Origin of the sequence: Pseudomonas simiae (assembly GCF_000934565.1) — a bacterium.
Classification (GTDB): Bacteria; Pseudomonadota; Gammaproteobacteria; order Pseudomonadales; family Pseudomonadaceae; genus Aquipseudomonas; species Aquipseudomonas simiae.
Map to the genome: position 1 here is coordinate 3,968,296 of NZ_CP010896.1, position 23,963 is coordinate 3,992,258.

The following is a 23,963-nucleotide window of genomic DNA, read 5'->3' on the forward strand; positions in this document are numbered from 1 at the left end:
ACCTCAGTCGAGAGTGTCACTGCTGACATGCCATTTGTTGAGCAATGCCACATAGCTGCCATCACTGCGCATGTCGCTGATCACTTGCTGCACGGCGGCGCTGAGTTGCGGGTCATCCTTGCGCATGCCCAGGCCGGTAAGGATGCGACTGAATGCCGGCACGCCTTCCTGGAACAGGTCCGGGGCCATCGCGGCGTAGTAGCCGGCGGTTTCCACCGTGGTGCCGTAGGCGTCGACCTGGCTGATGCGCAGGGCCTGGAAGGCATCGGTGTCGCTGTTGTACACCACCAGTTTCATCGGCGGCTTGCCGGCTTTGGTCAGGCTGTCGTTTTGCGCGTCCAGCAGGGTCTTGATGGTGGAGCCGTTGAGCACTGCGACCTTGTGCCCGGACAAGTCATCCAGGGCCTTGATGCCTTTTGGATTGCCCTTGGGCACCACCACCGACTGGCTGGAATACATGTAGTTAACGATGTCGATCACCTGGCGCCGTTCGGGTTTGTCGAACAGCTGGTCAACGATCATGTCGCATTGCTGGGCAAGCAACGCAGGCACCAGGCCGGAAAACGGAATGACCCGCCATTGCACCTGTTTGTCGCCCAGGCGCTTGGCAACTTCAAGCCCGAGGTCGACGGTGAGACCGCGCGGTTTCTGCGCTTCATCGAAGGACACCAGGGGCGGTGAATCCATCCCGGAGCAGTAGACGAGTTTATCGACTGTCTTCAGGCGCTCCGGCACCTGGGGCGCGGCAGAAGCCCATTGGGTACAGAAGCCGAGGGAGACAGCCATCAACAAGGCGCGGCGTTTATGCATGACCAGACACTCCAGTTCGTTGTTTAACGGGGCAGGACTCAAAGTCAACACACGGACGGGCTTGGGCCCGCCTCTTGTTATTTTTCCGCTTGCAGGAACTGGATCAGCGCCGGCACGGTGCCCTCGATATGCTCGCGCACCACGCCCTCGGCGCGGGCGGCGTCACCGGCACGGATGGCATCAAGGATCACCGCATGTTCCTGGCGGGCGCTGAGGGGTTTCTCGCCATGCTGCAACCACAGGCGCATGGGCGCTTCCACCAGCGAGTACAGCGCCGAGATCTGCTTCATCAAGCGTGGACGGCCACTGAGGCTGCACAGGTATTCGTGAAAAGCGCGGTGGCGGCTGACCCAAGCGGCGCTTTCGTCGCGGTAGTCGTCCATCTCGTCGAGCATGCGCTCCAGTGCGGCCAATTGACGTTCGCCGATGCGTGGGACTGCCACACGCACTGCCAGGCCTTCGAGGGCACTGCGCATCTCGAATACTTCGTGCAATTCATCGATATCCAGGCCGCTGACGACGGCACCACGGTTGGGTCGCAAGGTGACCAGACCTTGGGCATCCAAGCGGCGGAAGGCTTCGCGCACCGGCATGCGGCTCATGCCAATCTCACTGGCGATGTCTTCAGCGATCAGCCGGTCGCCCTTGCGGTAGCGACCACCGCAAATGGCGTCGAGCAGGAAGTTGTAGGCCTCCTCCTCGGCGGTGAGGGGCTGACGGTCAACGTAAGCGGGGGCGAATTGCATTGGCAGCACCTTTTGTATTTTTGTATCCAATTATCCATGAATACAAAAAAGCAGTTTGCGTGCCAGATTATGCAAAGGTGTGCCAAATGGTTGATTTGGATGAAACAGCGGGGGATTTGTCGACAGAGGGTGCGCAATGACGTTGCAGGTGCTTGCTACCAAACAGCACATAAATTGCCCCGTGAGTGGGCACACGTAACAGGTCGCGGGCCACGTCGGGGCAGATGTCTAAACACGGCCCCTGGCCTCAGATCAGGATTGAAGGCAACCGGCCATTTTCAACCGGGTTCGGCCGAGTAGATGATGGTCTGCGCACTGTTTTCAGTGACGGGCGGGCGTGTGAAGTAGGTGTCACCTTCGTCGGTAAGGATCTCGTAGTCGACGTTGCGGGTGTTGCTTGCGTGCTTGATGATTTTCAGCACGCGTTGGAACTTCATGCTTTGCGTACCGTTCTGGTTAGGCCCGGTCAACACGCTGACGCTTTGGAACCAGCCGCTGTGCTGCTTGTTGCCGAGCAGCGCACAGGTCATCGCCTCGAACCGTTCCAGCCGCGTAAACCCCCATAGCGTCTGCTCCTTGACCGCCGCGCCTGGGGTGGCGGCACCGGTAAACACGAAGAGATTGATCGCCGGATTGTCTTCGCAAAAAAAATCATACGGGACCAGGCCGTCGACCATTTTCCTACCGGGTACAAAGCCCTTTTTATGCACCTGAAACATTGTCACCTCCGCTCAATCACTGGCGACCAGTCTAATGAGGGGCGACGTACAGGGCGGTCAAGCCAATGTAATGTCGTGTAAAGATCGCGCACTGTGGAGGTTGATCTCCACGGTCAGCCCGCCCCCCGACTCGTTGCGCGCCTCGATATGGCCGCCATGCATCTGCACCGCCCTCGCCGCAATGGCCAAGCCCAGGCCAAAGCCGACAGTGGCATCACCCACACCGCGTTCGAACGGCTGGAAGATGGTGCTCAGTCGGTCAGGCGCCACCCCAGGCCCAAGGTCGCTGATGCGTACGCTCAAGCGATTAGCTTCGCGATTGACCTGCGCCGACACCTGCACGGTCGTTCCCGGACGGGTATAGCGTACGGCGTTGCGAATCACGTTTTCAAAACAGCGGTACAGCAACTCACCGCTGACACAGGCGATAAACGGCGGGCAAGCCTGCAGGTGAACGCGACAGTCCTTGATACCCGCTTCGAATTGCGCATCGTCGACAATCATCGCCAGCAATTCCACGATATCCACCGGCTCGCGCTCGATGCTTTCAGGGCGGCCCTGCAGGCGGGCCAGGGTCAGCAACGCCTCGATCAGCGTGTCCATGCGTTCGCACTCGCGCTCGATGCGCTCGAGCATTTCCAGGCGTGCGGCGTCCTGGCGCAACAGGCCGATGGCCGCTTGCATGCGCGTCAATGGCGAGCGCAGTTCATGGGAGATGTCGTGCAGCAGATGGTGTTGGGCTTGCACCAACACCTTCAACTGGTTGGCCATGCGGTCACAGTCTTCGGCCAGGTCGACGATTTCATCGCGGCGCTTGCCCATGGAGGGCTTGACCCGGGTTTCGAAACGCCCCTGGGCCACCTCGCTCATCGCCCGGCGCAAGTGCGCCAACGGCCAGGCCAGGTAGTACGCCATGTACCCGCTGAACAGCGCACTCATCAGCGTGCCGATGATCAGCGGGACCTGTTGCCAGGGCCTGCCGCCGTCCTCACCGGGGGCGTGACTCGAGCGCAGTGAAAGCGCCAGGCCTTCCTTGCTGGTCACCGCGCGCTCAAAGGCCGGCTCCGCAGCCGCAGACCCAGCCAGTAACTGGCCGGTGCGGTCATAGATGCCGATAACTTCGTCCGGCGGACGCTCCCATACCGCCAGGAACTGGCCAGCGGCCTGGACACCAAATTGTTCCAGCAGCTTTTGCTCACTTGCGAGGATGGCGCCCACATGCGGGTCGCCCGGGCGGAAGCGGCTCAGCTCCAGCACACCGACCCCGACCAGGAACGTCAAGGTGGTCGCCAGCCAGAACGCCAGGAACAGTTTCCAGAACAGCAGGCTGGGCTTGGTCATTCGGCAATCAACAGGTAGCCCAGGCCACGCACGCTCTGGATCCAGGCCTTGGCGTCCGGGCGCGGCCCCAGCTTCTGCCGGATGCTGCTGATATGCACGTCGATGCGCCGGTCATAGCGGGTCAGCGGGCAACCCAGGGCATTGAGCGATAGATCCTTTTTGCTCACCACTTGGCCGGCGCAGCGGGCCAGTTCTTCGAGCAGGCTGAACTCGGTGCTGGTCACGCCCAGTTCTGCACCATTCCACACGGCCTGGCGCTTGCCGGGCCATAACACCAGCGAACCAGTCTTGATCACCTCGGTGGTGGGCTGACCGACTGCCTGCACCCTGCGCATGATGGCGCGCAGGCGCGCCACCAACTCGCCTGGGGAGCTGGGTTTGGGCACGTAGTCATCAGCACCGAGCTCCAGGCCAGTGATGCGGTCGATGTTGTCGCCACGGGCGGTGAGCAACACTACCGGGACTTGGCTGACGGCACGGATACGCCGCAGTACCTCAATGCCCGAACGCTGCGGCAACATCACATCCAGCACTACGATGCTGTAGCGACCCGACAGCGCCTCGGCCTCACCCGCCTCGCCCGTATGCACGGCCGTGGCCTCGAAGCCTTCGCACTCCAGGTATTGGCGCAGCATTTCAGTCAATTCCTGGTCATCGTCGACTAACAGTACGGAGATCATGACGGGCTCGTCCGGGGGTGGGCGCGCATTATCAGCCTTGCTGCCGGAATCCGGGCCAACCTTTACCTAACTTGACATTCAGTTAACCGCACCAAACGCCGCGCACTCTTATGCTGGCTCTTCACCGGTCGGCGAGTGAACCAAGCGCGCCGGCGCTGCTCGTCGATGTGTTCTGGAAAAGATCTTGATGAATTTTTCGCGCCTGCTCTGCTCGGTTGCGCTGCTGCTCAATGCCTCACTGGCACTCGCCCAAGGCTTCAAAATCTCGGATATTCGAATCAATGGCCTGCAACGGGTTTCGGCAGGCAGCGTTTTCGGTGCATTGCCGCTGAACGTTGGCGATGAAGCCGATGACCGGCGCCTGGTGGATTCCACCCGAGCATTGTTCAAGACCGGTTACTTCCAGGACATCCAGTTGAGCCGCGAAGGCGACGTGCTGATTATCAACGTCGTCGAGCGCCCTTCGGTTGCCAGTATCGAGTTCGAGGGCAACAAAGCGATCGCCACCGATGACCTGATGAAAGGCATGAAGCAATCAGGTCTGAGCGAAGGCGAGATATTCCAGCGCGCCACCCTGGAGGGCTTGCGCAATGAACTGCAGCGCCAGTACGTGGCCCAGGGCCGCTATTCGGCGTCGGTCGACACCGAGGTCGTGCCCCAACCGCGCAACCGCGTGGGCCTGAAGATCAAGATCGACGAAGGCGAAGTGGCATCGATCCAGCACATCAATGTGGTCGGCAATACGGTATTCGCCGACGCCGCCTTGCTCGACCAATTCACGCTAAAGACCAGCAACTGGCTGTCCTTTTTCAGGAACGACGATAAATACGCACGGGAGAAACTCTCCGGCGACCTTGAACGCCTACGCTCCTTTTACCTGGACCGCGGCTACATCAACATGGATATCGCCTCGACGCAGGTCTCCATGACCCCGGACAAAAAGCACGTGTACATCACCGTGAATATCCAGGAAGGCCAGAAATACACGGTGCGCGACGTGAAGTTGAGTGGCGAGCTGAAAGTCCCGCAGGATCAGGTGCAGGCGTTGTTACTGGTGAAAAAAGGCCAAGTGTTTTCGCGCAAATTGATGACCACCACGTCGGACCTGATCACCCGCCGCCTGGGCAACGACGGTTACACGTTCGCCAACGTCAGCGGCACGCCGCAGGTGCATGAAGCGGATCACACGGTCGATATCACCTTCAGCGTCGAGCCCGGCAAGCGGGCTTACGTCAACCGCATCAACTTCCGGGGCAATACCAAGACCGATGATAAGGTGCTGCGACGCGAAATGCGCCAGATGGAGGGCGGCTGGGCCTCGACCTACTTGATCGACCAGTCCAAGGTGCGCCTGGAGCGGCTGGGGTACTTCAAGGAAGTGAACGTCGAGACGCCAGCGGTGACCGGGCTGGATGACCAGCTGGATGTGAACTACGCCGTGCAAGAGCAAGCATCCGGCTCGATCACGGCCAGCGTCGGCTTCGCCCAAAGTTCTGGGCTGATCCTCGGCGGGTCAATTACCCAGAACAACTTTCTCGGCACCGGCAATTCTGCCAGCCTGGGGCTGACCCGGTCGTCCTACCAGAGCAAGTACAACATCGGCTTCACCGATCCCTACTTCACTCGTGATGGGGTGAGCCTGGGTTACAACGCGTTCTATAACAAGACCGACTACAACAAATACTACGATGACGGAGTGTCCTATTACGCCATTAACAGTTATGGCCTGGGCGCCAGCCTCGGCTACCCGATCAATGAGACGTCGCGCCTGAGTTTCGGCTTGACCGCCCAACACGACAGTATCGAACCGGGCACCTACAGCGCCGACGAGATCTACGACTTCATCGAGCGCGAAGGCAAACAGTTCACCAACTTCAAAGCCAACCTGGGCTGGTCGGAATCGACCTTGAACAAAGGCGTGCTGGCGACGCGTGGGCACGCACAAAACCTCAACCTGACGGTGACGGTGCCCGGCAGCGACCTGAGTTTCTACAAAATCGATTACACGGGGCAAACCTTCCTACCGGTCAGCAATAACACCGCCCTGCGTTTGCATACCAAGCTCGGTTACGGCAACGGCTACGGTTCCACCGACGGCTTACCCTTCTACGAAAGCTATACGGCCGGCGGTGAAGGCACAGTGCGCGGCTTTGAGAGCGGCACGCTCGGCCCACGCAGCACGCCGGCGACCGGAACGTATGCCAGTGCCGGCCAGGCGTACTATTCGGACCGGGATACAGAGGCGCTGGGCGGCAATATCCTGATTACCGGCGGCGCGGAGTACTTGTTCCCCGTGCCGTTCATCAAGGACAACAAATCCGTGCGCACTTCACTGTTCTGGGATGTGGGCTCGGTGTATTCGGACAAGTGCTACCTGAGCACGACCCAAGGCTGCGGCGGCGTGGACCTGAGCCAGATGGCCAGTTCCGTGGGGGTGGGAGTGACCTGGTACAGCCCGCTGGGGCCGTTGAGTGTCAACCTGGCTTATCCGATTCGCACACCTGAGAACGCAGACAAGCAGGTCTTCCAGTTTTCCATGGGGCAGACGTTTTAAAGGGCCTGATCGACTTTTTCCACTATCAGTGGCGACGCTGAAGCACAATAGCGCCGAATCACTCAGGAGCAATGCTTCATGACTGTCGACTGGCTCAACTTCACACCCTGGTCGTCTCTGGCAGGCGGCGCACTGATTGGCCTGGCGGCCAGCGTGTTCGTCGTCAGCAACGGCCGTATCGCCGGCATCAGCGGCCTGATCGGCCATCTTCTGCAGCGAGAGGGCAAGGGCGTGAGTGAAACAGCACTGTTTCTGCTCGGCCTGCTCGTCGCCCCGCTGCTATGGGGTGCGTTCGCCACGCTACCGTTGATTGAATTCCAGAGCGGCTGGCCCGCATTGATCCTTGCCGGTTTCCTGGTAGGGGTGGGCACGCGGTACGGTTCAGGGTGCACCAGTGGCCATGGAGTGTGCGGCTTATCGCGACTTTCGCCACGCTCAATGGTCGCCACTGCCTGCTTCATGGCCAGCGGTTTCGTTACGGTGTTTGTGCTGCGTCATCTACTGGGAAGTTGAACATGATCAAGGTCACGGCATTCATCGCCGGGTTGCTGTTCGGTTTGGGCTTGCTTCTGGCGGGCATGGCCAACCCGACAAAAGTACTGGCGTTCCTGGATATAGCCGGCGCTTGGGATCCGTCCTTGGCACTGGTTATGATTGGCGCCATTGCCGTGGCGATTGGCCCGCTGACCTGGGCCCGCCGGCACTCCCGTTCACTGCTGGGCGCGCCCATGCAGTTGCCCGCCAAGCGCGGGCTGGACCGGCGCCTGGTGGGCGGCAGCCTGTTGTTCGGCATCGGTTGGGGTATTGCCGGGGTTTGTCCGGGTCCGGCCGTGGCCATTCTGCTGACAGGGCAGTGGCAGGTCATCCTGTTCACGGTGGCCATGCTGGGCGGCATGCTGTTGTTTACGGTACTGGAGAACCGGCGCAGGGGTTAAATCCGCTGAATGGGGACACACTACGATGGCTGCGCAAGCGCCATCATCCTGCGAACACCCCCTTCTCTATCCGTGGATAGGGTAAATCAACCGGCGTGACATGACGCTCTCAGTCAACTCTGACCGCTGTGTACAAGTAACAGCAACGCTCGAGAATTAAAGTTGAAGTGCCAGGGGAAGCTACCCCAGCTCACAACTCCAATAATAGAGCGACGTCAATGAGACTGACACCATCCTTGCCAGCGTGCCTGGCCCTCAGTTGCGTATCACTTGCCGCCTTTGCTGCCGAAGGCCCCCCACCGCCCTCCGTCAGCCAACCCAGCGGTATCAACCTGGGCGGCACCAGCTTCTTCGACGGGTTCGCCGGGCCACCGGGGCTGACGCATCAGACCTATTTGAAGTTCAGTACGTCCAGCAGCATTCGTGACAATGGTGGCAAGGACAACCGCAACTTCGATAACCAGAAGATCAATGTCATTACCCTGATCAACCAGTTCAGCTATTACTCACCGGACACCATCGGCGGCGGCGCACACCTGGGCTGGAGCCTGTTGGTCCCGGTGGTTTCCCTGGACGGCGACTTCGGCGACAACGGCGTCAAACTCAAGGACAACGGGGTCGGCCTGGGCGACGTCACTGTTGGCCCGCAAATCCAGTTCGATCCGCTCCTCAACGCCGAAGGCCGGCCGGTGTTCGTGCAACGCGTGGCCTTCGATACGATCCTGCCCACAGGTAAGTACGACAAACACAAGGACTTGAACCCCGGTTCCCATTACTTTTCCGTCAACCCCTACTGGGCCGCGACCTTGATGCCGGCACCGCGCTGGGAAGTGAGCTGGCGCTTGAATTACCTGTACAACTTCAAGAACGACGATCCCGCGAGCAGCTCGGCACAGTTCTTTGAAGGGCGCCCCGTGCGCGACACCCAATCAGGGCAATCGGCCTGGGCCAACTTTACGGCCTCCTACGAGGTGTACCCGAAAATCTCGGTCGGGATCAACGGCTATTACTTCCGGCAGATTTCCGATGACCGGGTCAACGGCGACCGCCTGAGCAACTCTCGCGAGAAAGTCCTTGGCATTGGCCCCGGTTTGTTCTGGAAGATCACTGAGGACAAGGCGTTCTGGCTCAATACCTATAAAGAAACCGGCGTAGAGAATCGCAGCAAGACCGATTACGCCGTGCAAGTTCGCTACGTTCATAAGTTTTGACTGAGGTGATGTGTGATGAATGCGCTCGACTCCATCGACAGCAAGCAATCACTGGGCGCTATTTGCCTGATGATGGTCATTTCCCTGGGAACGCTGCAGATCCAGCCGATTCTGGGCGGCGCGCTGATTGACCAAGTGGGGGTGCCGCTCAATGCCATCGGCGTGATCTTCGCTGCCGAGCTAATCGCGATGGCCATCGCCTGCGGCGTATGTGCCCTGCTCATGGCCCGTGTCGACCGCCGCCGCTTTGCACGGGTGGCCTTGTTGATACTGGCCGTCGGCAACCTGATCAGCACTCAGGTTCACAGCCAGACGTGGCTGGTGGTCTTGCGGATCATCTGCGGCGCCAGCGGTGGCGCGGTCATGGCGGTGGTGTATGCGACCGCGGCACTGCGCCGGTCCAAAGATGCAACGTTTGCAGTGATCAATATCGGCAACTTGTTATGGGGCATGCTGCTGGTCACCTCGATGCCTCTGCTGCTGCAGGTATTTGGCGTGCGGGGTGCCTTTGGCCTGCTGGCCATCACCAGCCTGCTTGCCGCACTGGGTTGCGGGAGAATCCCCAGGCATTACCCGGACGCCCAACGCATCGCCCATGGCGCGGCCCGACCGTTCGGGGTGACCTCACTGCTGCTGATCGCGCTGTTTGCGCTGCTATTCTTCGGGCATTCCGCTCTATGGGTGTACCAGGAACGAATCGGTAAAAGCCTGGGCCTGGAACCTCAACAGATCGGGGCTATCCTCGGCGGCAGCATCCTGGCGGGTGCCCTGGGTGCAGGCCTTTCCGGGCTCATCGGACGGCGGCTTGGCCTACTGTTCCCGCAACTGTTGAGCTTCGGTGCTGCGTTAGTGGCGACCCTGATCATGGTGTATGGCGACAGTACCGTTGCCTTTGCCACCACGGCGTGCCTGATCCATATGGTGTGGTTTTTCAGCTTGCCCTATCTGCTTTCCATGGCCGCCGAACTGGATCCCTCCGGGCGCCTGGCGGGACTGGGCAACGCCGCGATATTCGTCGGGCAAGGGCTTGGCCCCTTTGGCGCCGCGCTGGTAGTGGGCGAAGGGCATTTCCGCGCGGTGGGCTGGCTGGCCGCCTGCGCTTATGGGCTGGCCTTGATCATCTCGTGCCTGGTGGTGGCTCGCTTCCGTCGCGGCGTTAAGCCCGGCGGGCAGGCCCTGTCAGCCCAATCCGCCTGAACGACGCCACCCAAACCGATCAATGAGATAACGCGATGAATACGCCATTCCCAAACACCCCGGAATTTTCCGGAGCGCTGTATGCGCCGAGCCGCGTCGAGGGCGACGTGTATGACCTTGAAATCGAAGGCGCCCTTCCCGAGGCGATCCGTGGGGCCTTTTACCAGGTGTCACCCGACCCGCAATACCCGCCCATGCTCGGCAACGATATTTTCTTCAATGGCGATGCCTTGGTCAGCGGCTTTTATTTTGCTGATGGCAAGGTCTCGCTGCGCCGCCGCTATGTGCTGACCGATCGCCTGGTCGCTCAGCGCCGTGAAGGGCGCTCGCTCAATGGTGTGTACCGCAACGTCTACACCAACGACCCGCTGGCGGCCAAAAACAACACCACCGCCAACACGTCTGTGATCCCGCACAACAACGTCCTGCTGGCTCTCAAGGAGGATGCCATGCCCTGGGCGTTGGACCCGCAGACCCTGGAGACTCTCGGCGAGTGGAATTTCGACGGGCAGATTGACTCTGCGACGTTCACTGCCCACCCCAAGCTCGACCCCGTCACGGGAAACCTGCTGGCCTTCAGTTACGAAGCCAAAGGCGACGGTACACCGGACATGGCCTATTTCGAGATATCGCCAGAGGGGAAGCTGCTGCATGAAATCTGGTTCCAGGCGCCCTACGCCGCGATGGTCCACGACTTCGCGGTCACCGAACGGTATGTGGTGTTCCCACTAATCCCGTTGACAGTGGACGTCGAACGCATGAAAAAAGGCGGCCAGCATTTCCAGTGGCAGCCCGAGTTGCCCCAGCTGTTTGCCGTGGTGCCCCGTTACGGCCATGCGCGCGACGTGCGCTGGTTCAAAGGACCTAAGGACGGCTTCCAGGGCCATACCCTGAATGCGTTCGATGAAGACGGCAAAGTGTATCTGGACATGCCGGTCACCGGCGGCAACATCTTCTACTTCTTCCCCCAGGCGGACGGTTTCGTACCGCCGCCAGAGACCCTGGCCGCCAGTCTGATGCGCTGGATATTCGACCTGAACAGTGCGCAGGATGAACTACAACCCCAGGCGCTGACGGACTATCCCTGCGAGTTTCCCCGCTGCGATGACCGCTACATCGGCCGCAAGTATGAACATGGATTCATGCTCGCCTTCGATCCAGAGCGCCCGTACAACCCGTCGAACGGGCCGATGCCATTCCAGTTTTTCAACCTGCTGGTTCACCTCAACCTCACGACCGGTGTCACCGATGCCTGGTTTCCCGGGGACAGCGGCTGTTTCCAGGAACCCATCTTCATTCCGCGCTCCGCGCAAGCCAAGGAAGGCGACGGCTACGTAGTCTGCCTGCTCAACCTGATTGCCGAAGGCCGCAGCGAACTGGTGGTGCTGGACGCCACCGCCATGGCCGCCGGCCCCCTCGCACGCATCAAAATCCCGTTCCGCATGCGCATGTCACTGCACGGCTGCTGGGCACCGCACTAAGTCGCGCCACCGCTCCCCCTCTCTCCATGCGACACGCCCGTGGCCCTCCACTTGCTGGAAGGGCGCGGGCTGCCCGGCGTTACAGGGCTGGATCCGATGATCGAACAGAAAACTCACGTTTATTTCGTAATGCAGGATTTATACAAAAATCCCACTTTACAGGATAAATGCTCAAGACTAGATTAAACCCATTGCTGCCATCTCCCGCTTCCTTTTCGAGAGGACACTTCATGAAACTTGCAAGCTTCATTGTTCACGGTCGCACGACCTACGGTGTGGTCGAAGGTGATCAACTGATTGACCTGGAATCGGTCAAATCAACCTTTGGCGCTGACCTCAAGCAAGCCATTGCCGCCAATCGCCTGGGGGAGCTGACACCGGCCGTGCTCGCGCCACTGCCCCGCGTGCCATTGGCCGACGTCACCTTCCTGCCGGTGATCGCCAATCCCGGGAAAGTGCTGTGCATCGGCATCAACTATGCCACCCACGTGCGGGAGACCGGGCGTGACATGCCGACCTATCCGATGATTTTCACGCGTTTCGCCGACAGCCAGGTCGCGCACCTGCAGCCGATCATTCGTCCAAAGGTGTCGCACAAACTGGATTTCGAAGGCGAACTCGCAGTGGTCATCGGCAAAACCGCAAGGCACGTCAACGCAGCGGACGCGCTGGACTACGTGGCCGGTTATGCCTGCTACAACGATGGCAGTGTGCGCGACTGGCAGAAGCACACCCTCCAGTTCGTGCCCGGCAAGAACTTCCCCCAAACCGGTGGATTCGGCCCTTGGATGGTGACCCACGACGAGATCAACGACCCGCAGGAGCTGGAACTGACCACGCGCCTGAACGGCGAAGTGATGCAACACACCCGCACCAGCGACATGATTTTCGACGTGCGCCAGTTGATCGAGTACTGCTCCACGTTCACCGAACTGGCCCCCGGCGACGTGATTGTCAGCGGCACCACTGGTGGCGTCGGTGCCTTCCGTGAACCGCCGGTGTGGATGAAGCCCGGCGACACCGTCGAAGTCGAGATAACCGGCATCGGCCGCCTGCGCAACAGCATCGCCGACGAGCAGTGAGTCATGAATCTACTTGAATCAGAACGCCCGTCGGAGCTGGAAGCCGATAGCAAAGGCTCCAGCCTGGAACGCATGCTGCGGGTGCTGGACCTGTTCACCGAGGCCAGCCCGATCTGGGCGGTGGACGAAATGGGCGCCGCACTGGGTTACACCCGCTCGACCATTTACCGCTACGTACGCGAACTGGCCGAGGCGAGCCTGTTGTTTCAGGTCGAAGCCGGACGCTATGCACTGGGCGCACGGATCATCACCTGGGACCGCCAGCTGCGCCTGAGCGACCCTCTGGTGCGCGCGGCACAGTCGCTGGAACAGGCTCTGCCACGCTGGAGCGAGCAACAGGTATGGCTGATCTGTCGGCTGTTCAAGGACCAGGTGGTATGTATCCACCAGCATGGCGAGTTGTTCAGTGAGGTCAGCTACTCCCGGGGTTCGCCCAGGCCGTTGTTCCTCGGCGCGACATCGAAAGCGATCCTCGCCAACATGACCTCGCGCCAGCACCGCCAGCTGTTCCTGGAAAACCCGGATGAAGTGCGCGCCAGCCACCTGGGCCAAACCTGGGAACAGTTCCGCCGCGCGCTGCAGCAACTGCGTCGCCAGGGCTATGTCGCCAGTGCGGCGGAAATCGATCCCGGCGTCTACGGCCTCGCGGCACCGATTTTCGACAGCGACGGCAAGGTGCTGGGCAGCATCAGTTGCGTGCGTCCGATCCAGGAGCGTGACAACACCCAGGAAGCGCAACAAGGGGAACAGATGCTGACCCTCGCACAGACACTCTCGCAACGCATGGCGGCCCTGACTCAACGCCCCGCGCAGCCGGACTGAAACCTTTGGAAGGGAATAACAATGACAACCCTCAACAGCTTCAGCACTCAAGTCCTGATCATCGGCGCCGGCCCCACCGGACTGACTCTGGCCAACCTGCTTGGCCAGGGTCAGGTGGATACCCTGATCATCGACCGCAAGGCCGGCACCGTGACCGAGCCCCGCGCTGTCTCGATCGACGATGAATCCCTGCGCACCATGCAGGCGATCGGGCTGGATGCCGCCGTGCTACACGATGTGGTGCCGGGCTACGGCGTGCATTACTTCACCCGCCCGGGCGGGCGTTGCTTTGGCAAGGTCGAGCCCACCGGCAAGGTGTATGGTTTTCCCAAACGCAATGCCTTTCGCCAGCCACTGTTCGAACACACGCTGAAGACCGGCCTTGAGCGCTTTGCGAGCGTGACTGCACGCTTCAATCACGAACTGCTGGAGTTCACTCAAGACGCGCACGGTGTGCGTGCCTTGATCAAGGACACCGATGGCCAATTGCTCGACGTCAAGGCCAACTACCTGGTCGCCTGCGACGGCGGCCGCAGCCCGGTGCGCAAGCAACTGGGAATCGAGATGGTCGGGTCGAGCTTCTCCTCGCGCTGGCTGGTGGTCGATACCGACCAGGACGACGACCCGTTCTGGCAGACCCGCGTGTACTGTGACGCCCGGCGCCCGGTGGTGGAAGTACCCGGTCCGCACCGTACGCGGCGTTTCGAATTCATGCTCCGGCCGGACGAAACCGAGGAGCAGGTGCTCAGCCCGCAAAGCCTGCACGTGCTGTTGCGTCCGTTCAAGGGCGATGCACCGGTTTCGATCGTGCGCAAGACGGTCTACACCTTTCATGCCCGCGTTGCAGAGCGCTGGCAGGTGGGCCGCGTATTGCTCGCCGGTGATGCCGCGCACCTGACCCCGCCCTACGCCGGACAGGGGATGAACAGCGGCGTTCGCGATGCTCATAATCTGGGCTGGAAGTTGATCGGCGTACTCAACGGCAAATTGGCCGCGACCGCCTTGCAGTCCTACGAAAGCGAGCGGCGCGGGCATGCCTGGGCCTTGATCAAGTTGGCCCTGAACCTGGGCGTGGTCATGGCGCCGGCTACCGTGCTGCGGGCTCGCCTGATCAGTGCGGCATTCGCGTTGGTCGGCCTGGTGCCGCCGCTGCGCGACTATTTCCTGCAGATGCGCTTCAAGCCAAAACCACGCTTTACCCAAGGCCTGGTGCTGCCCGACGGCAAGGCCGGAAAGCTGGCCTGTGGGCAAATGTTTCCTCAGCCGCTGCTGACCGACGCCCAAGGCCACGCCCAGTTGCTGGACGCGAGCATCGGTGCCGGCTTTGCCCTGATTCAATATGGCGACCCTGCTCGCCAGCGTCTTGATGAACTGCGCCACGGTCTTTGGGATCACCTGGAGGCCAAGCGCATCCTGATCCTGCCTGCGCACTTCCAGGCTCTGCCATCGCTGCCTGGCTGCACCGTACTTCAAGACCATGAGGATGCGCTCAAGGACCTGCTGGGCGACAGCCACACGTTTGTGTTGCTGCGCCCCGATCGCTATGTCGCCGCCCTCTTCGACAAGACCACCCAAGACCAGGCTGCCGCCGCCTTGCAGGCGCTGTTCGGCATCCCCTCGACAAGCGCCTATGCGGATCAACCGGCCATGGCCCCCGTCTACCCCTGAACCTTCAGCCACCGAGGTGTTTATGCAAACCTTGCAGACTTCTACCCCCGCACGCCTGTGTTACCTGCACCTGGCGAGCAAAGCGCCCCAGCAACAAGTTGATTTCTATCGGCGCCTGCTGGACATGAACTGCCTGGCGCAGGCAGACGGCAGTTGGCTGCTCCAAGGCCCGCAACGGGCCATGCTAATCTCGCCCGCCGACCACAGCGGCCTGCTCGCGGCCGCGTACGACCTGGGCAGCCAAGCGCGCTTGAGTGAACTGCGCACGCGCCTGGTGAGCAAGGGCTGTAGCGTCGAAGCGCTCGACTCGCCACTGCTGGAAGCCGGCGCCTTTCAAATCCGCGACCCCCAGGGCCGGCAAACCGTGTTTGGCGTGTCTCTTGGCGCCGTCGCCACCGACCGCAAGGGCATGCCGGGCCGCCTGCAGCATGTGGTGTTCCAGACCACAGAGCTGGAAGCGATGATCGACTTCTACGTCAACACGGTGGGGTTCACGGTCTCGGACAATGTTGTCGATGAGCAGAGCAGCCAGCTCACGACCTGCTTCCTGCGTTCAGACGACGAGCACCACTCGCTGGCGTTTTTCCGCGGTTCGAAAAACGAATGGGATCATCACTGTTACGAAACCAACGAGTGGAATGACATTCGCGACTGGGGCGACCGTTTCGCCAAGGAGCGGATTACATTGTTCTTTGGCCCAGGTCGCCACGGTCCGGGCAATAACCTGTTCTTCATGGTGGTCGATGCCGATCGCAATCGCCTGGAGTTCTCGGCGGAGCTGGAAATCACCGAAGCCAGCCGCGCGCCAGGCGTCTGGCCCCAAGAGGAATACACCCTCAACTCCTGGGGACGCGCCTGGATACGCAGCTGAAAAGACACACTTCAAAGGGTCTGCCCTCACCTACCCTCAATCAACGCGGCTACCTGCCTAAGGTAAGACAATGACAATTCCAACCTTCGCGACCTACGCCATCAGAGGCGACCAATACATCAACGGCACCTGGCGCACAGGTCGTTCGACACGACGCCTGGATGACCGTAACCCGTTCAACGGCGAACGCTTGCTGGAGATGCCACTGGCCTCGGTGGCTGACCTGGATGACGCCTACCAGGCGGCCCAGCGCGCACAGACCGACTGGGCAGCGCTGCACCCGACCCAGCGCAGTGCGCAGCTGGAAAAACTCGCTCAGGTCATCCAGGACCGCAGCGAAGAAATCATCGACTGGCTGATCCGTGAGTCCGGCAGTACCCGTATCAAGGCGGGGATGGAATGGCAGTTCACCCTCAACCTGGTTCGCGAGTGCGCAACGCTGCCGATGCAGGTTGAGGGGCGAATCCTGAGCAGTTACAAGCCTGGCGAACAGAGCTTCGTGTTTCGCGAGCCGCTGGGCGTGGTCGGTGTCATCAGCCCCTGGAACTTTCCACTGTACCTGAGCATGCGCTCGGTGGTGCCGGCCCTGGCGCTGGGCAATACCGTGGTGCTCAAGCCCGCCAGTGACACGGCGGTCACCGGAGGCCTGCTGATTGCGCACCTGTTCGAAGAAGCCGGGTTCCCCGCGGGTGCGCTGAATGTGGTGGTCGGCGCGGGCTCGGAGATTGGTGATGCATTCGTCGAGCACCCGATACCAAGCCTGATCTCCTTCACCGGTTCCACCGACGTGGGCCGCAATGTCGGACGCATCGCCACCGGCGGCAAGCACATCAAGCGCGTGGCGCTGGAATTGGGCGGCAACGCACCGCTGGTGGTCCTGGACGATGCGGACATCGAGATCGCGGCGCATGCCGCCGTGGTCGGGCGCTTCCTGCATCAGGGCCAGATCTGCATGAGCGTCAACCGCGTCATTGTCGATCGTTCGCTGTATGCCGACTTCGCGGCGCTGGTGGTGGAGCGCGTGCGCAACCTCAAGACCGGTGACCCGGCCAAGCCCGATACGGTGATCGGGCCGGTGGTCAACCAGAGTCAGCTCGATGGCCTGCTGGGGAAGATCGACGCAGCCGAGCGTGCCGGTCTCAAGCAACTGTGTGGTGGCCAGGCGCAAGGGCTCGTGCTGCCAGCCCATGTCTTCGGCGAAGTGGGCCCCGAGCAGGCATTGGCCCGCGATGAAACCTTCGGCCCGTTATTGCCATTGATGATTGCACACAATCAGGCCCACGCCCTGGAGTTGGCCAATGCAAGCGAGTACGGTCTATCCAGTGCCGTGTTCACCCGGGACATGGCGCGCGGCCTGAGTTTTGCGCGTGGCATCGTGGCGGGCATGACCCATATCAACGACATCACCGTCGACGACCAACCCAATGCACCGTTCGGTGGCGAGAAGAACTCCGGCCTAGGGCGCTTCAACGGTCACTATGCCTTGGATGAGTTTACCCGGGCCCATTGGGTCACCTGGCAAGCGGGGAGCCATCGCTACCCGTTCTGATCGCATGCCAGAATCGGGCAAGGCGCCCTCCTTGCCCCTTCAGCCATAACAAAAAGACAGAAGGCGAAACCAATGAACAACCTAGCCTGTGTGTCCACCGATCAGGTCGTTCGCTCTGACCGGCTGATGAAGTGGAAAGAGTTCATGAGCGATCACCTGGGCCGCACGCCTGAGTATATAAAGCGCCTGGAAGCCACCCATATCGACCCGTTGCACAACGGTAACTTCCAGGGGCGGCTGGAATATGGCGACCTGGGCCAGCTGCGTTTCTGCCGCATGACCGCCAGTGCCCATCGCTATTCACGCCACTTGAGCAAAGCACTCGATGTCGTCGACACGCCGCGCATGTTGATCCTGCAAGTTGCCGGTGTCAGCCACTTCGAGCAAGGACAGCAAAGCAGTACCGTCGCACCGGACGAAATGCTCCTGGTCGATTGTGGCAAGCCCTTCAGCGTTACCAGTACCCAGGGTTGCGAACACTTTATCCTGCTGTTCCAAGGCGCCGCCGGCCAACTGACACAGACCGGCGACATGCACTTGAGTGGCCGCAACGGGCTGGGGCGCATGCTGATGCACCTGATCAGCGACGCTTACCATCAATACCCCTTGCTCAACAGCCAGTCGGCCGGGCTGATCGGCGACAGCATCGCCGGGTTGCTCAACAATGCCTTGAAGAACAAGCAAGATGAAAAGCAACTGGACCACGACTTCCGGTTCTTCAAACAGAATCGCCTCAAGGCCTATATTGAGCGCCACCTGGCGGACCGCGACCTCAGCATTGAGCGCATCGCCAATGCTGAACAGTGCTCGGTGCGCAGCTTGCACCGGGCCTTTCAGGATGAATTGGGCTGCAGCGTCAGCGAGTATATCTGGCAGCGTCGGTTGTCCCGATGCGCCGAGGACCTGCGCAACCGCGAACAGGCCCATCGCTCACTCACCGAGATCGCCTATGCCTGGGGCTATGGCAGCAGTTCACATTTCAGCCGGCACTTCAAATCGACATTCGGTATGTCACCACGACTGTTCCGGGAAACGGCCAGCGACAACCGCACTCAATCGCCAGCCGTTTGAGCGCGAAGCCTCTCAATTGCGGCGCAAAAGGGTATTCGGCGCAACGCCAAAGGCCTTGCGAAAGGCATGGCTGAAGTGGGAGAAGTCGGAAAACCCGAAGTCCAGCGCCGCCTGGGACACGCTGCGCACCTGACCGCGCTCGATCGCTTCACGGCTCGCATTCAGGCGCTCTTTCCAGATCTCGGCAACGGGGGTCTTCTGGTATCGCGCGAACGCGCGCGTGACAGTTCGCGTGGACACATTATGAGCCTGCGCGATGACGTCAATGGATAGGTCCGGCTCGGTCAAGTGCCGTTGGATGTACTGCATGATACGACCGTAGAGGTCGAGTTCCTGGTGGGTTGTCTTCAGGTCCTGGAGTTCCAGGCTTATCACCAGCAGGTCGATCAATGCGCCGGAATAACGATTCGAGATGTGCTCATCCTGCAACGACATCGGCGAGCTCGCGGCCTGACGCAACATTTCACGCAAGGGCACGACGCCGGGGCGGCGGTCGTCGAGGACCATCGCCGTGTAATCGGCGATTCGTGGCAGACGCTCGGTCAGTAAGGCTCGCGGAATACGGACCAAGTGGTTTTCGGTACCACCGAAACTGAATCGAAACGCCTGTGTTGCGTCATAAAGAAACAGATTTCCAGCTGCCAGGCTGGCTTTTCTTCCTCCTTGCTCAATTTGCCCATGGCCATTTCGGGAGAAGCCCAACCATAAATCTTCAGCCGGGCCGCTGCGCAGGTGACGCTCTGAGCGCTCCCAGTAATGCAGCGGCGAAGACAGCGAACAGATGTCCAGGTCGCCGAGCGTATTGATCGCGAGCGCGCCATCAAAACTGCTCTGGGACAAGGGTTTGCTGTCTGCTGCCAGGCAATGGCGGCACACCACTTCCTTCCAGTAATCAAAGCGACGGGGGGCCGACACTGCAAGGGTCGAATACTGCGTGCTCGGGTTCATGTCACTGACCTCGACATCAATGCAAAAGGCGCTCGATAAGGGGTAACTTGCGGTCAACTGTCCCCCATCAAAAGCAATTTGCAGGCCAAACACCGCTGCAGGCCGTCCAGTCACACTGCCGTGCGATGCCCCTCGCAACGCGCCTCAGGCCGCAGGCGGTTGCCTGTGCCGTTATCCCCATTTAGAGGCACAGCCCGTCACGCGGTCGGCCCAAGTGCACCAACGCGGACCACGGCGCAATGTCAGTTTCTGCAATGTCTTTTCCAACCAAACGGTTGTCCCGTCGAACAAAGCGCCCCCTCGCCACCCAGCCTAATTTCCACCTCACAGCAGCTCATACCCCGCTGATGAGGCACGCCATGTATCGACACTATTCACAACGACGGGCTGATTCCTCCTGGTTTCTGCAGAGGCGCGACCTGGTCCCTGAAGAGTCGGCGTATTGGTTGATTGAATGGGGAGCCATGACGCTGCTGCACCGACGGCAAGTCGTCAAACGCGACCTGCCGCCGAAGCGCTGATGCCCACCCGTAGGCCTGAACGAAAATAACGAGGAGCTCACCATGGAATCTGCAATCGACACACATCTCAAATGCCCACGCACCCTGTCACGCCGGGTGCCCGACGAATATCAACCGCCGTTCCCGATGTGGGTCGCGCGCGCTGACGAGCAACTTGAACAAGTGGTGATGGGATACCTCGGCGTGCAATATCGCGGCGACGCCCAGCGCGAGGCCGCGTTGCAGTCAATGCGCCACATCGTCGGCAGTTTCAGTCTGGCCGATGGCCCGCAGACCCATGATTTGACCCACCACACCGACAGCAGTGGGTTTGATAATTTGATTGTGGTCGGGTACTGGAAAGACCCTGCCGCCCACTGTCGCTGGTTGCGCTCACCCCAGGTAAATGACTGGTGGAATTCGCCGGATCGGCTCAGTGACGGCCTGGGCTATTTCCGCGAAATCACCGCCCCACGCGCCGAACAGTTCGAAACCTTGTACGCCTTCCAGGAAAACTTGCCCGGTGTCGGCGCGGTCATGGATAGCACCAGTGGCGAGATCGAGGAACACGGTTACTGGGGCTCGATGCGCGACCGCTTCCCGATCTCTCAGACGGACTGGATGAAACCTACCAGTGAGCTGAAAGTGGTCGCGGGTGACCCTGCCAAGGGTGGGCGGGTCGTGGTCATGGGGCATGACAACCTCACGCTGATCCGTTCAGGCCAGGACTGGGCGGATGCCGAGGCGGACGAACGCTCGCTGTACCTGGATGAAATTTTGCCGACCTTGCAGGACGGCATGGACTTCCTGCGTGACAACGGGCAACCCCTGGGCTGCTACAGCAACAGGTTTGTGCGCAATATCGATATCGACGGTAACTTTCTCGACGTGAGCTACAACATCGGTCACTGGCGCTCGGTGGAAAAACTCGAACGCTGGGCAGAGTCGCACCCTACCCACCTGCGTATTTTCGTGACGTTCTTCCGTGTGGCCGCGGGTTTGAAAAAGTTACGGCTGTACCACGAAGTGTCGGTGTCAGACGCCAAGAGCCAGGTATTCGAGTACATCAACTGTCACTCGCAGACCGGCATGTTGCGCGACGCGCTGTCGCCAACCGCCTGAGTGCCGTCGGCACTTCTCCCCCATTTCCTACTTCCTTGCCACCCTCCCCGGGTGGCGTGGTTTCCTGTGCGAGGAATAAAAAAATGAACAAGATCCGCCTGCTGACACTTTCCACCCTGTTGCCCGCACTTCACGCGAACGCCGGTGAAGTAGCCCCTGGCGACTATGAGCAATACCCGGTCGGCGCGACCATCGGTGCGATTTATTACCAGCACTCCACCACGGACTCGGCTTACGCCAACGGGCACAAGGTCAGCTCCGACTACAGGTTGAGCTCAGACGTCGGCATTCTGCGTCTGCTCCACGTCTACGCACTCAGCGACACAGTCACCATCGACCCGCAATTCCTGCTGCCCTTCGGGCACGTCTCCAGTGGCGGTGACGCCTCGACGCTGGGCAGTACCCGCGGCGTCGGCGACTTGATCCTGACCGCGCCGGTCAAGTGGCGGCTCAACGAAGCCCGCGACACCCTCAGTATCGCCCCCTATCTGTATGTACCCACTGGCACTTATGACAAGGATGACGCGCTCAATATCGGTGAGAACCGCTGGAAGTTCGAACTGCAGAGTGCCTACGTCAAGCACTTCACAGAAAAATGGGCAATGGACTTGGTCGGCGGCGCAACCTGGTATGGCGACAACACCGACTATGGCGCAAATGCCGACCGTCTGAAGCAAGACGTTTCCTATGCAGCACAGATCATGGGGCGTTACATGCCTGACGCTACCACAGCGTTTGGTATCGGCTTCGGGCGCACCTGGGGAGGTGAGACCAACGTCGAGCACGTCAATCAGGATAACGAGTTGGGTACAACCAACTTCCGCCTGACAGCGACCAAATTCGTCACCCCCCAAGACCAGATCCAGCTGCAGTTGGGCAAGGATCTGTCAGTGGACAACGGCGCCAAGGAAGACTTCCGCATGAACCTGCGCTACGCCCGCGTATTTTGACGCAAGCGTCCACCGGACAGCGGCCCCAGCCCTCTGTTGCCTTGGCGCAGGGCTGTCCGGCTCAGCCAAGTCGCTGTCTTTTTCAACCAAGCCTTCGACTGGAGGCGCGGACTATCTTGAGCACCAGGCCCACTGACCTTGATGAGCATGCAGTGCTCTTCGGCCACAGACGATAAGGACAGCCCCACCATGGCAATCGTTCGCCCCACCCTTGAGCAGTTATTGGATATCGCCAGCCGCCTGCACATGCAGCTCAGCCCCGAGCATGCGCGGGAATACTTGCCGCTTATGCAGGCGAGCTTTGACGCCTACGACCTGATTGACGAGTTGCCCGATTTCATTCCACCGGTACGTTACGAACGCAGCTCGGGCTATCGTCCATCGGCTGCACACAACCCACTCAACGCCTGGTACGTGCGAACGGAAGTCAGCGGTGCCCGTGACGGCAAACTGGCGGGTAAAACGGTCGCACTCAAAGACAACATTTCACTGGCTGGCGTGCCCATGATGAATGGTGCCAAGCCACTGGAAGGCCACGTTCCATCGTTCGACGCCACTGTGGTCACTCGGTTACTGGACGCGGGCGCAACCATCCTCGGCAAGGCGACGTGCGAGCATTACTGCCTGTCAGGTGGCAGTCACACTTCCGATCCCGCACCGGTTCACAACCCTTATCGTCATGGGTTTGCCTCGGGTGGATCGTCTTCCGGCAGCGCGGCGCTGGTCGCCGCGGGCGAGGTCGACCTCGCAGTCGGCGGTGACCAGGGCGGATCGATCCGGATTCCTTCCGCATTCTGCGGCACTTACGGGATGAAACCTACGCACGGTCTGGTGCCTTACACCGGGATCATGGCCATCGAAGCGACCATCGATCATGCCGGCCCCATCACCGCCAATGTGAGAGACAACGCCTTGATGCTGGAGGTCATGGCCGGCGCGGACGGGCTTGATCCCCGGCAAGCCGCGCCCCAGGTCGACACGTACAGCGATTACCTGGCACGCGGTGTGAGCGGTCTGAAGATTGGCGTCCTGCGCGAAGGCTTCGAATTGGCCAACCAGGATCCACGCGTTGCGTCGTCGGTCCGCAATGCCATCGCACGGTTTTCGCAACTGGGCGCGCAGGTCGAGGAGGTGTCGGTGCCTGAGCACGCGATCGCCGGGGCGCTGTGGCACCCCATCGGCTGTGAGGGTCTGACGATGCAGATGATGCACGGCAATGGGGCGGGTTTTAACTGGAAAGGGCTGTATGACGTGGGCTTGCTGGACAAGCAAGCCGGATGGCGCGATCAGGCGGATGACCTGTCCGCCTCTCTCAAGCTGTGCATGTTCGTCGGCCAATACGGTGTCGAGCGCTACAACGGGCGTTTCTACGCCAAGGCGCAAAACCTCAGGCGCCTGGCTCGCTCGGCCTATGACGCGGCCTTGGCGCGCTATGACCTGCTGGTGATGCCTACCGTCCCGATCATTGCCCAGCCGCACCCGGAACCGGATTGCTCGATCACTGAGTACGTGGCGCGAGCACTGGAAATGATCGGCAATGCCTCCGCCCAGGACATCACGGGCCACCCGGCGATGTCGATCCCCTGCGGTCTGGTAGACGGTCTGCCTGTCGGGCTCATGTTGGTGGGCAAGCACTATGCCGAAGGCACGATTTATCAGGCTGCCGCAGCGTTCGAGGCGGCTGTCGACTGGAAAAACTGTTAGCC

The 23,963-nt window shown here is 60.7% G+C and carries 21 protein-coding genes; 15 read left to right on the forward strand and 6 right to left on the reverse strand.

All coding sequences use genetic code 11. The annotated features are described in order from the left end of the window. Positions 1-3: 3 nt before the first annotated feature. From PF1751_RS17790 to PF1751_RS17810, 5 genes are all read right to left on the reverse strand, one after another. The gene (locus PF1751_RS17790) at positions 4-810 is read right to left on the reverse strand and encodes an ABC transporter substrate-binding protein (protein ID WP_010209177.1); all 807 of its coding nucleotides are present in this window, start codon (positions 808-810) and stop codon (positions 4-6) included. A gap of 77 nt (positions 811-887) precedes the next feature. Further along, positions 888-1,556 carry a GntR family transcriptional regulator gene (locus tag PF1751_RS17795; RefSeq protein ID WP_042571771.1) on the reverse strand — a complete coding sequence of 223 codons (669 nt, stop codon included), beginning with the start codon at positions 1,554-1,556 and terminating at the stop codon, positions 888-890. A 278-nt stretch (positions 1,557-1,834) separates the two neighbouring features. Next, entirely contained in the window at positions 1,835-2,275 is a 441-nt protein-coding gene (locus PF1751_RS17800) for a hypothetical protein (protein WP_029529093.1), read from the reverse strand. 57 nt (positions 2,276-2,332) lie between these two features. Then, on the reverse strand, positions 2,333-3,616 hold the full coding sequence (locus tag PF1751_RS17805) for an ATP-binding protein (RefSeq protein WP_044287451.1): 1,284 nt from the start codon (positions 3,614-3,616) through the stop codon (positions 2,333-2,335). After that, positions 3,613-4,296 (reverse strand): response regulator transcription factor, encoded by a 684-nt coding sequence (locus PF1751_RS17810; RefSeq protein WP_010209170.1) that lies wholly within the window; start codon positions 4,294-4,296, stop codon positions 3,613-3,615. The genes PF1751_RS17805 and PF1751_RS17810 overlap by 4 nt, the downstream gene beginning before the upstream one ends. 187 nt (positions 4,297-4,483) lie before the next feature. On the opposite strand from PF1751_RS17810, the gene bamA reads away from it, so the two are divergent. From bamA to PF1751_RS17870, 12 genes are all read left to right on the forward strand, one after another. Then, positions 4,484-6,850 (forward strand): outer membrane protein assembly factor BamA, encoded by a 2,367-nt coding sequence (bamA, locus tag PF1751_RS17815; RefSeq protein ID WP_042571772.1) that lies wholly within the window; start codon positions 4,484-4,486, stop codon positions 6,848-6,850. 78 nt (positions 6,851-6,928) lie between these two features. Continuing rightward, positions 6,929-7,363 carry a YeeE/YedE family protein gene (locus PF1751_RS17820; RefSeq protein WP_010209167.1) on the forward strand — a complete coding sequence of 145 codons (435 nt, stop codon included), beginning with the start codon at positions 6,929-6,931 and terminating at the stop codon, positions 7,361-7,363. 2 nt (positions 7,364-7,365) lie between these two features. Then, a complete protein-coding gene (locus PF1751_RS17825; protein WP_010209166.1) occupies positions 7,366-7,785 on the forward strand; it encodes a DUF6691 family protein in 420 nt (139 codons plus the stop codon). A 218-nt stretch (positions 7,786-8,003) separates the two neighbouring features. Next, positions 8,004-8,996, forward strand: a complete 993-nt coding sequence (locus PF1751_RS17830; protein ID WP_042571774.1) for a SphA family protein — start codon at positions 8,004-8,006, stop codon at positions 8,994-8,996. A gap of 15 nt (positions 8,997-9,011) precedes the next feature. Next, positions 9,012-10,193 (forward strand): MFS transporter, encoded by a 1,182-nt coding sequence (locus PF1751_RS17835; RefSeq protein ID WP_044287452.1) that lies wholly within the window; start codon positions 9,012-9,014, stop codon positions 10,191-10,193. Positions 10,194-10,228: 35 nt separating this feature from the next. Then, the gene (locus PF1751_RS17840; protein WP_010209163.1) at positions 10,229-11,674 is read left to right on the forward strand and encodes a carotenoid oxygenase family protein; all 1,446 of its coding nucleotides are present in this window, start codon (positions 10,229-10,231) and stop codon (positions 11,672-11,674) included. A gap of 230 nt (positions 11,675-11,904) precedes the next feature. Beyond that, the gene (locus PF1751_RS17845; protein WP_010209162.1) at positions 11,905-12,756 is read left to right on the forward strand and encodes a fumarylacetoacetate hydrolase family protein; all 852 of its coding nucleotides are present in this window, start codon (positions 11,905-11,907) and stop codon (positions 12,754-12,756) included. Positions 12,757-12,759: 3 nt separating this feature from the next. Beyond that, complete coding sequence (locus PF1751_RS17850; RefSeq protein ID WP_010209161.1) at positions 12,760-13,578, forward strand: IclR family transcriptional regulator; 819 nt, start codon at positions 12,760-12,762, stop codon at positions 13,576-13,578. A gap of 21 nt (positions 13,579-13,599) precedes the next feature. Further along, positions 13,600-15,246 (forward strand): bifunctional 3-(3-hydroxy-phenyl)propionate/3-hydroxycinnamic acid hydroxylase, encoded by a 1,647-nt coding sequence (locus PF1751_RS17855; protein ID WP_044287453.1) that lies wholly within the window; start codon positions 13,600-13,602, stop codon positions 15,244-15,246. Positions 15,247-15,268: 22 nt separating this feature from the next. Then, positions 15,269-16,117 (forward strand): VOC family protein, encoded by an 849-nt coding sequence (locus PF1751_RS17860; RefSeq protein ID WP_021491099.1) that lies wholly within the window; start codon positions 15,269-15,271, stop codon positions 16,115-16,117. 70 nt (positions 16,118-16,187) lie between these two features. Next, positions 16,188-17,666: an aldehyde dehydrogenase family protein gene (locus PF1751_RS17865; protein ID WP_044287454.1), complete on the forward strand. Its 1,479-nt coding sequence runs from the start codon at positions 16,188-16,190 to the stop codon at positions 17,664-17,666. Between the two features lie 72 nt (positions 17,667-17,738). Next, positions 17,739-18,737, forward strand: a complete 999-nt coding sequence (locus tag PF1751_RS17870; RefSeq protein WP_010209154.1) for a helix-turn-helix domain-containing protein — start codon at positions 17,739-17,741, stop codon at positions 18,735-18,737. A gap of 12 nt (positions 18,738-18,749) precedes the next feature. On the opposite strand, the gene PF1751_RS17875 is transcribed toward PF1751_RS17870, so the two are convergent. Then, positions 18,750-19,685 (reverse strand): AraC-like ligand-binding domain-containing protein, encoded by a 936-nt coding sequence (locus PF1751_RS17875; RefSeq protein WP_010209152.1) that lies wholly within the window; start codon positions 19,683-19,685, stop codon positions 18,750-18,752. A 563-nt stretch (positions 19,686-20,248) separates the two neighbouring features. On the opposite strand from PF1751_RS17875, the gene oxdA reads away from it, so the two are divergent. The 3 genes from oxdA to PF1751_RS17890 all read left to right on the forward strand — a co-directional run bounded on the left by oxdA (position 20,249) and on the right by PF1751_RS17890 (position 23,961). Next, on the forward strand, positions 20,249-21,307 hold the full coding sequence (gene oxdA / locus PF1751_RS17880; RefSeq protein WP_044287455.1) for an aliphatic aldoxime dehydratase: 1,059 nt from the start codon (positions 20,249-20,251) through the stop codon (positions 21,305-21,307). 83 nt (positions 21,308-21,390) lie between these two features. Then, positions 21,391-22,257, forward strand: a complete 867-nt coding sequence (locus tag PF1751_RS17885; RefSeq protein WP_021491102.1) for a transporter — start codon at positions 21,391-21,393, stop codon at positions 22,255-22,257. A gap of 189 nt (positions 22,258-22,446) precedes the next feature. Continuing rightward, positions 22,447-23,961 carry an amidase gene (locus PF1751_RS17890; RefSeq protein WP_010209147.1) on the forward strand — a complete coding sequence of 505 codons (1,515 nt, stop codon included), beginning with the start codon at positions 22,447-22,449 and terminating at the stop codon, positions 23,959-23,961. The last annotated feature ends 2 nt before the right edge of the window (positions 23,962-23,963 follow it).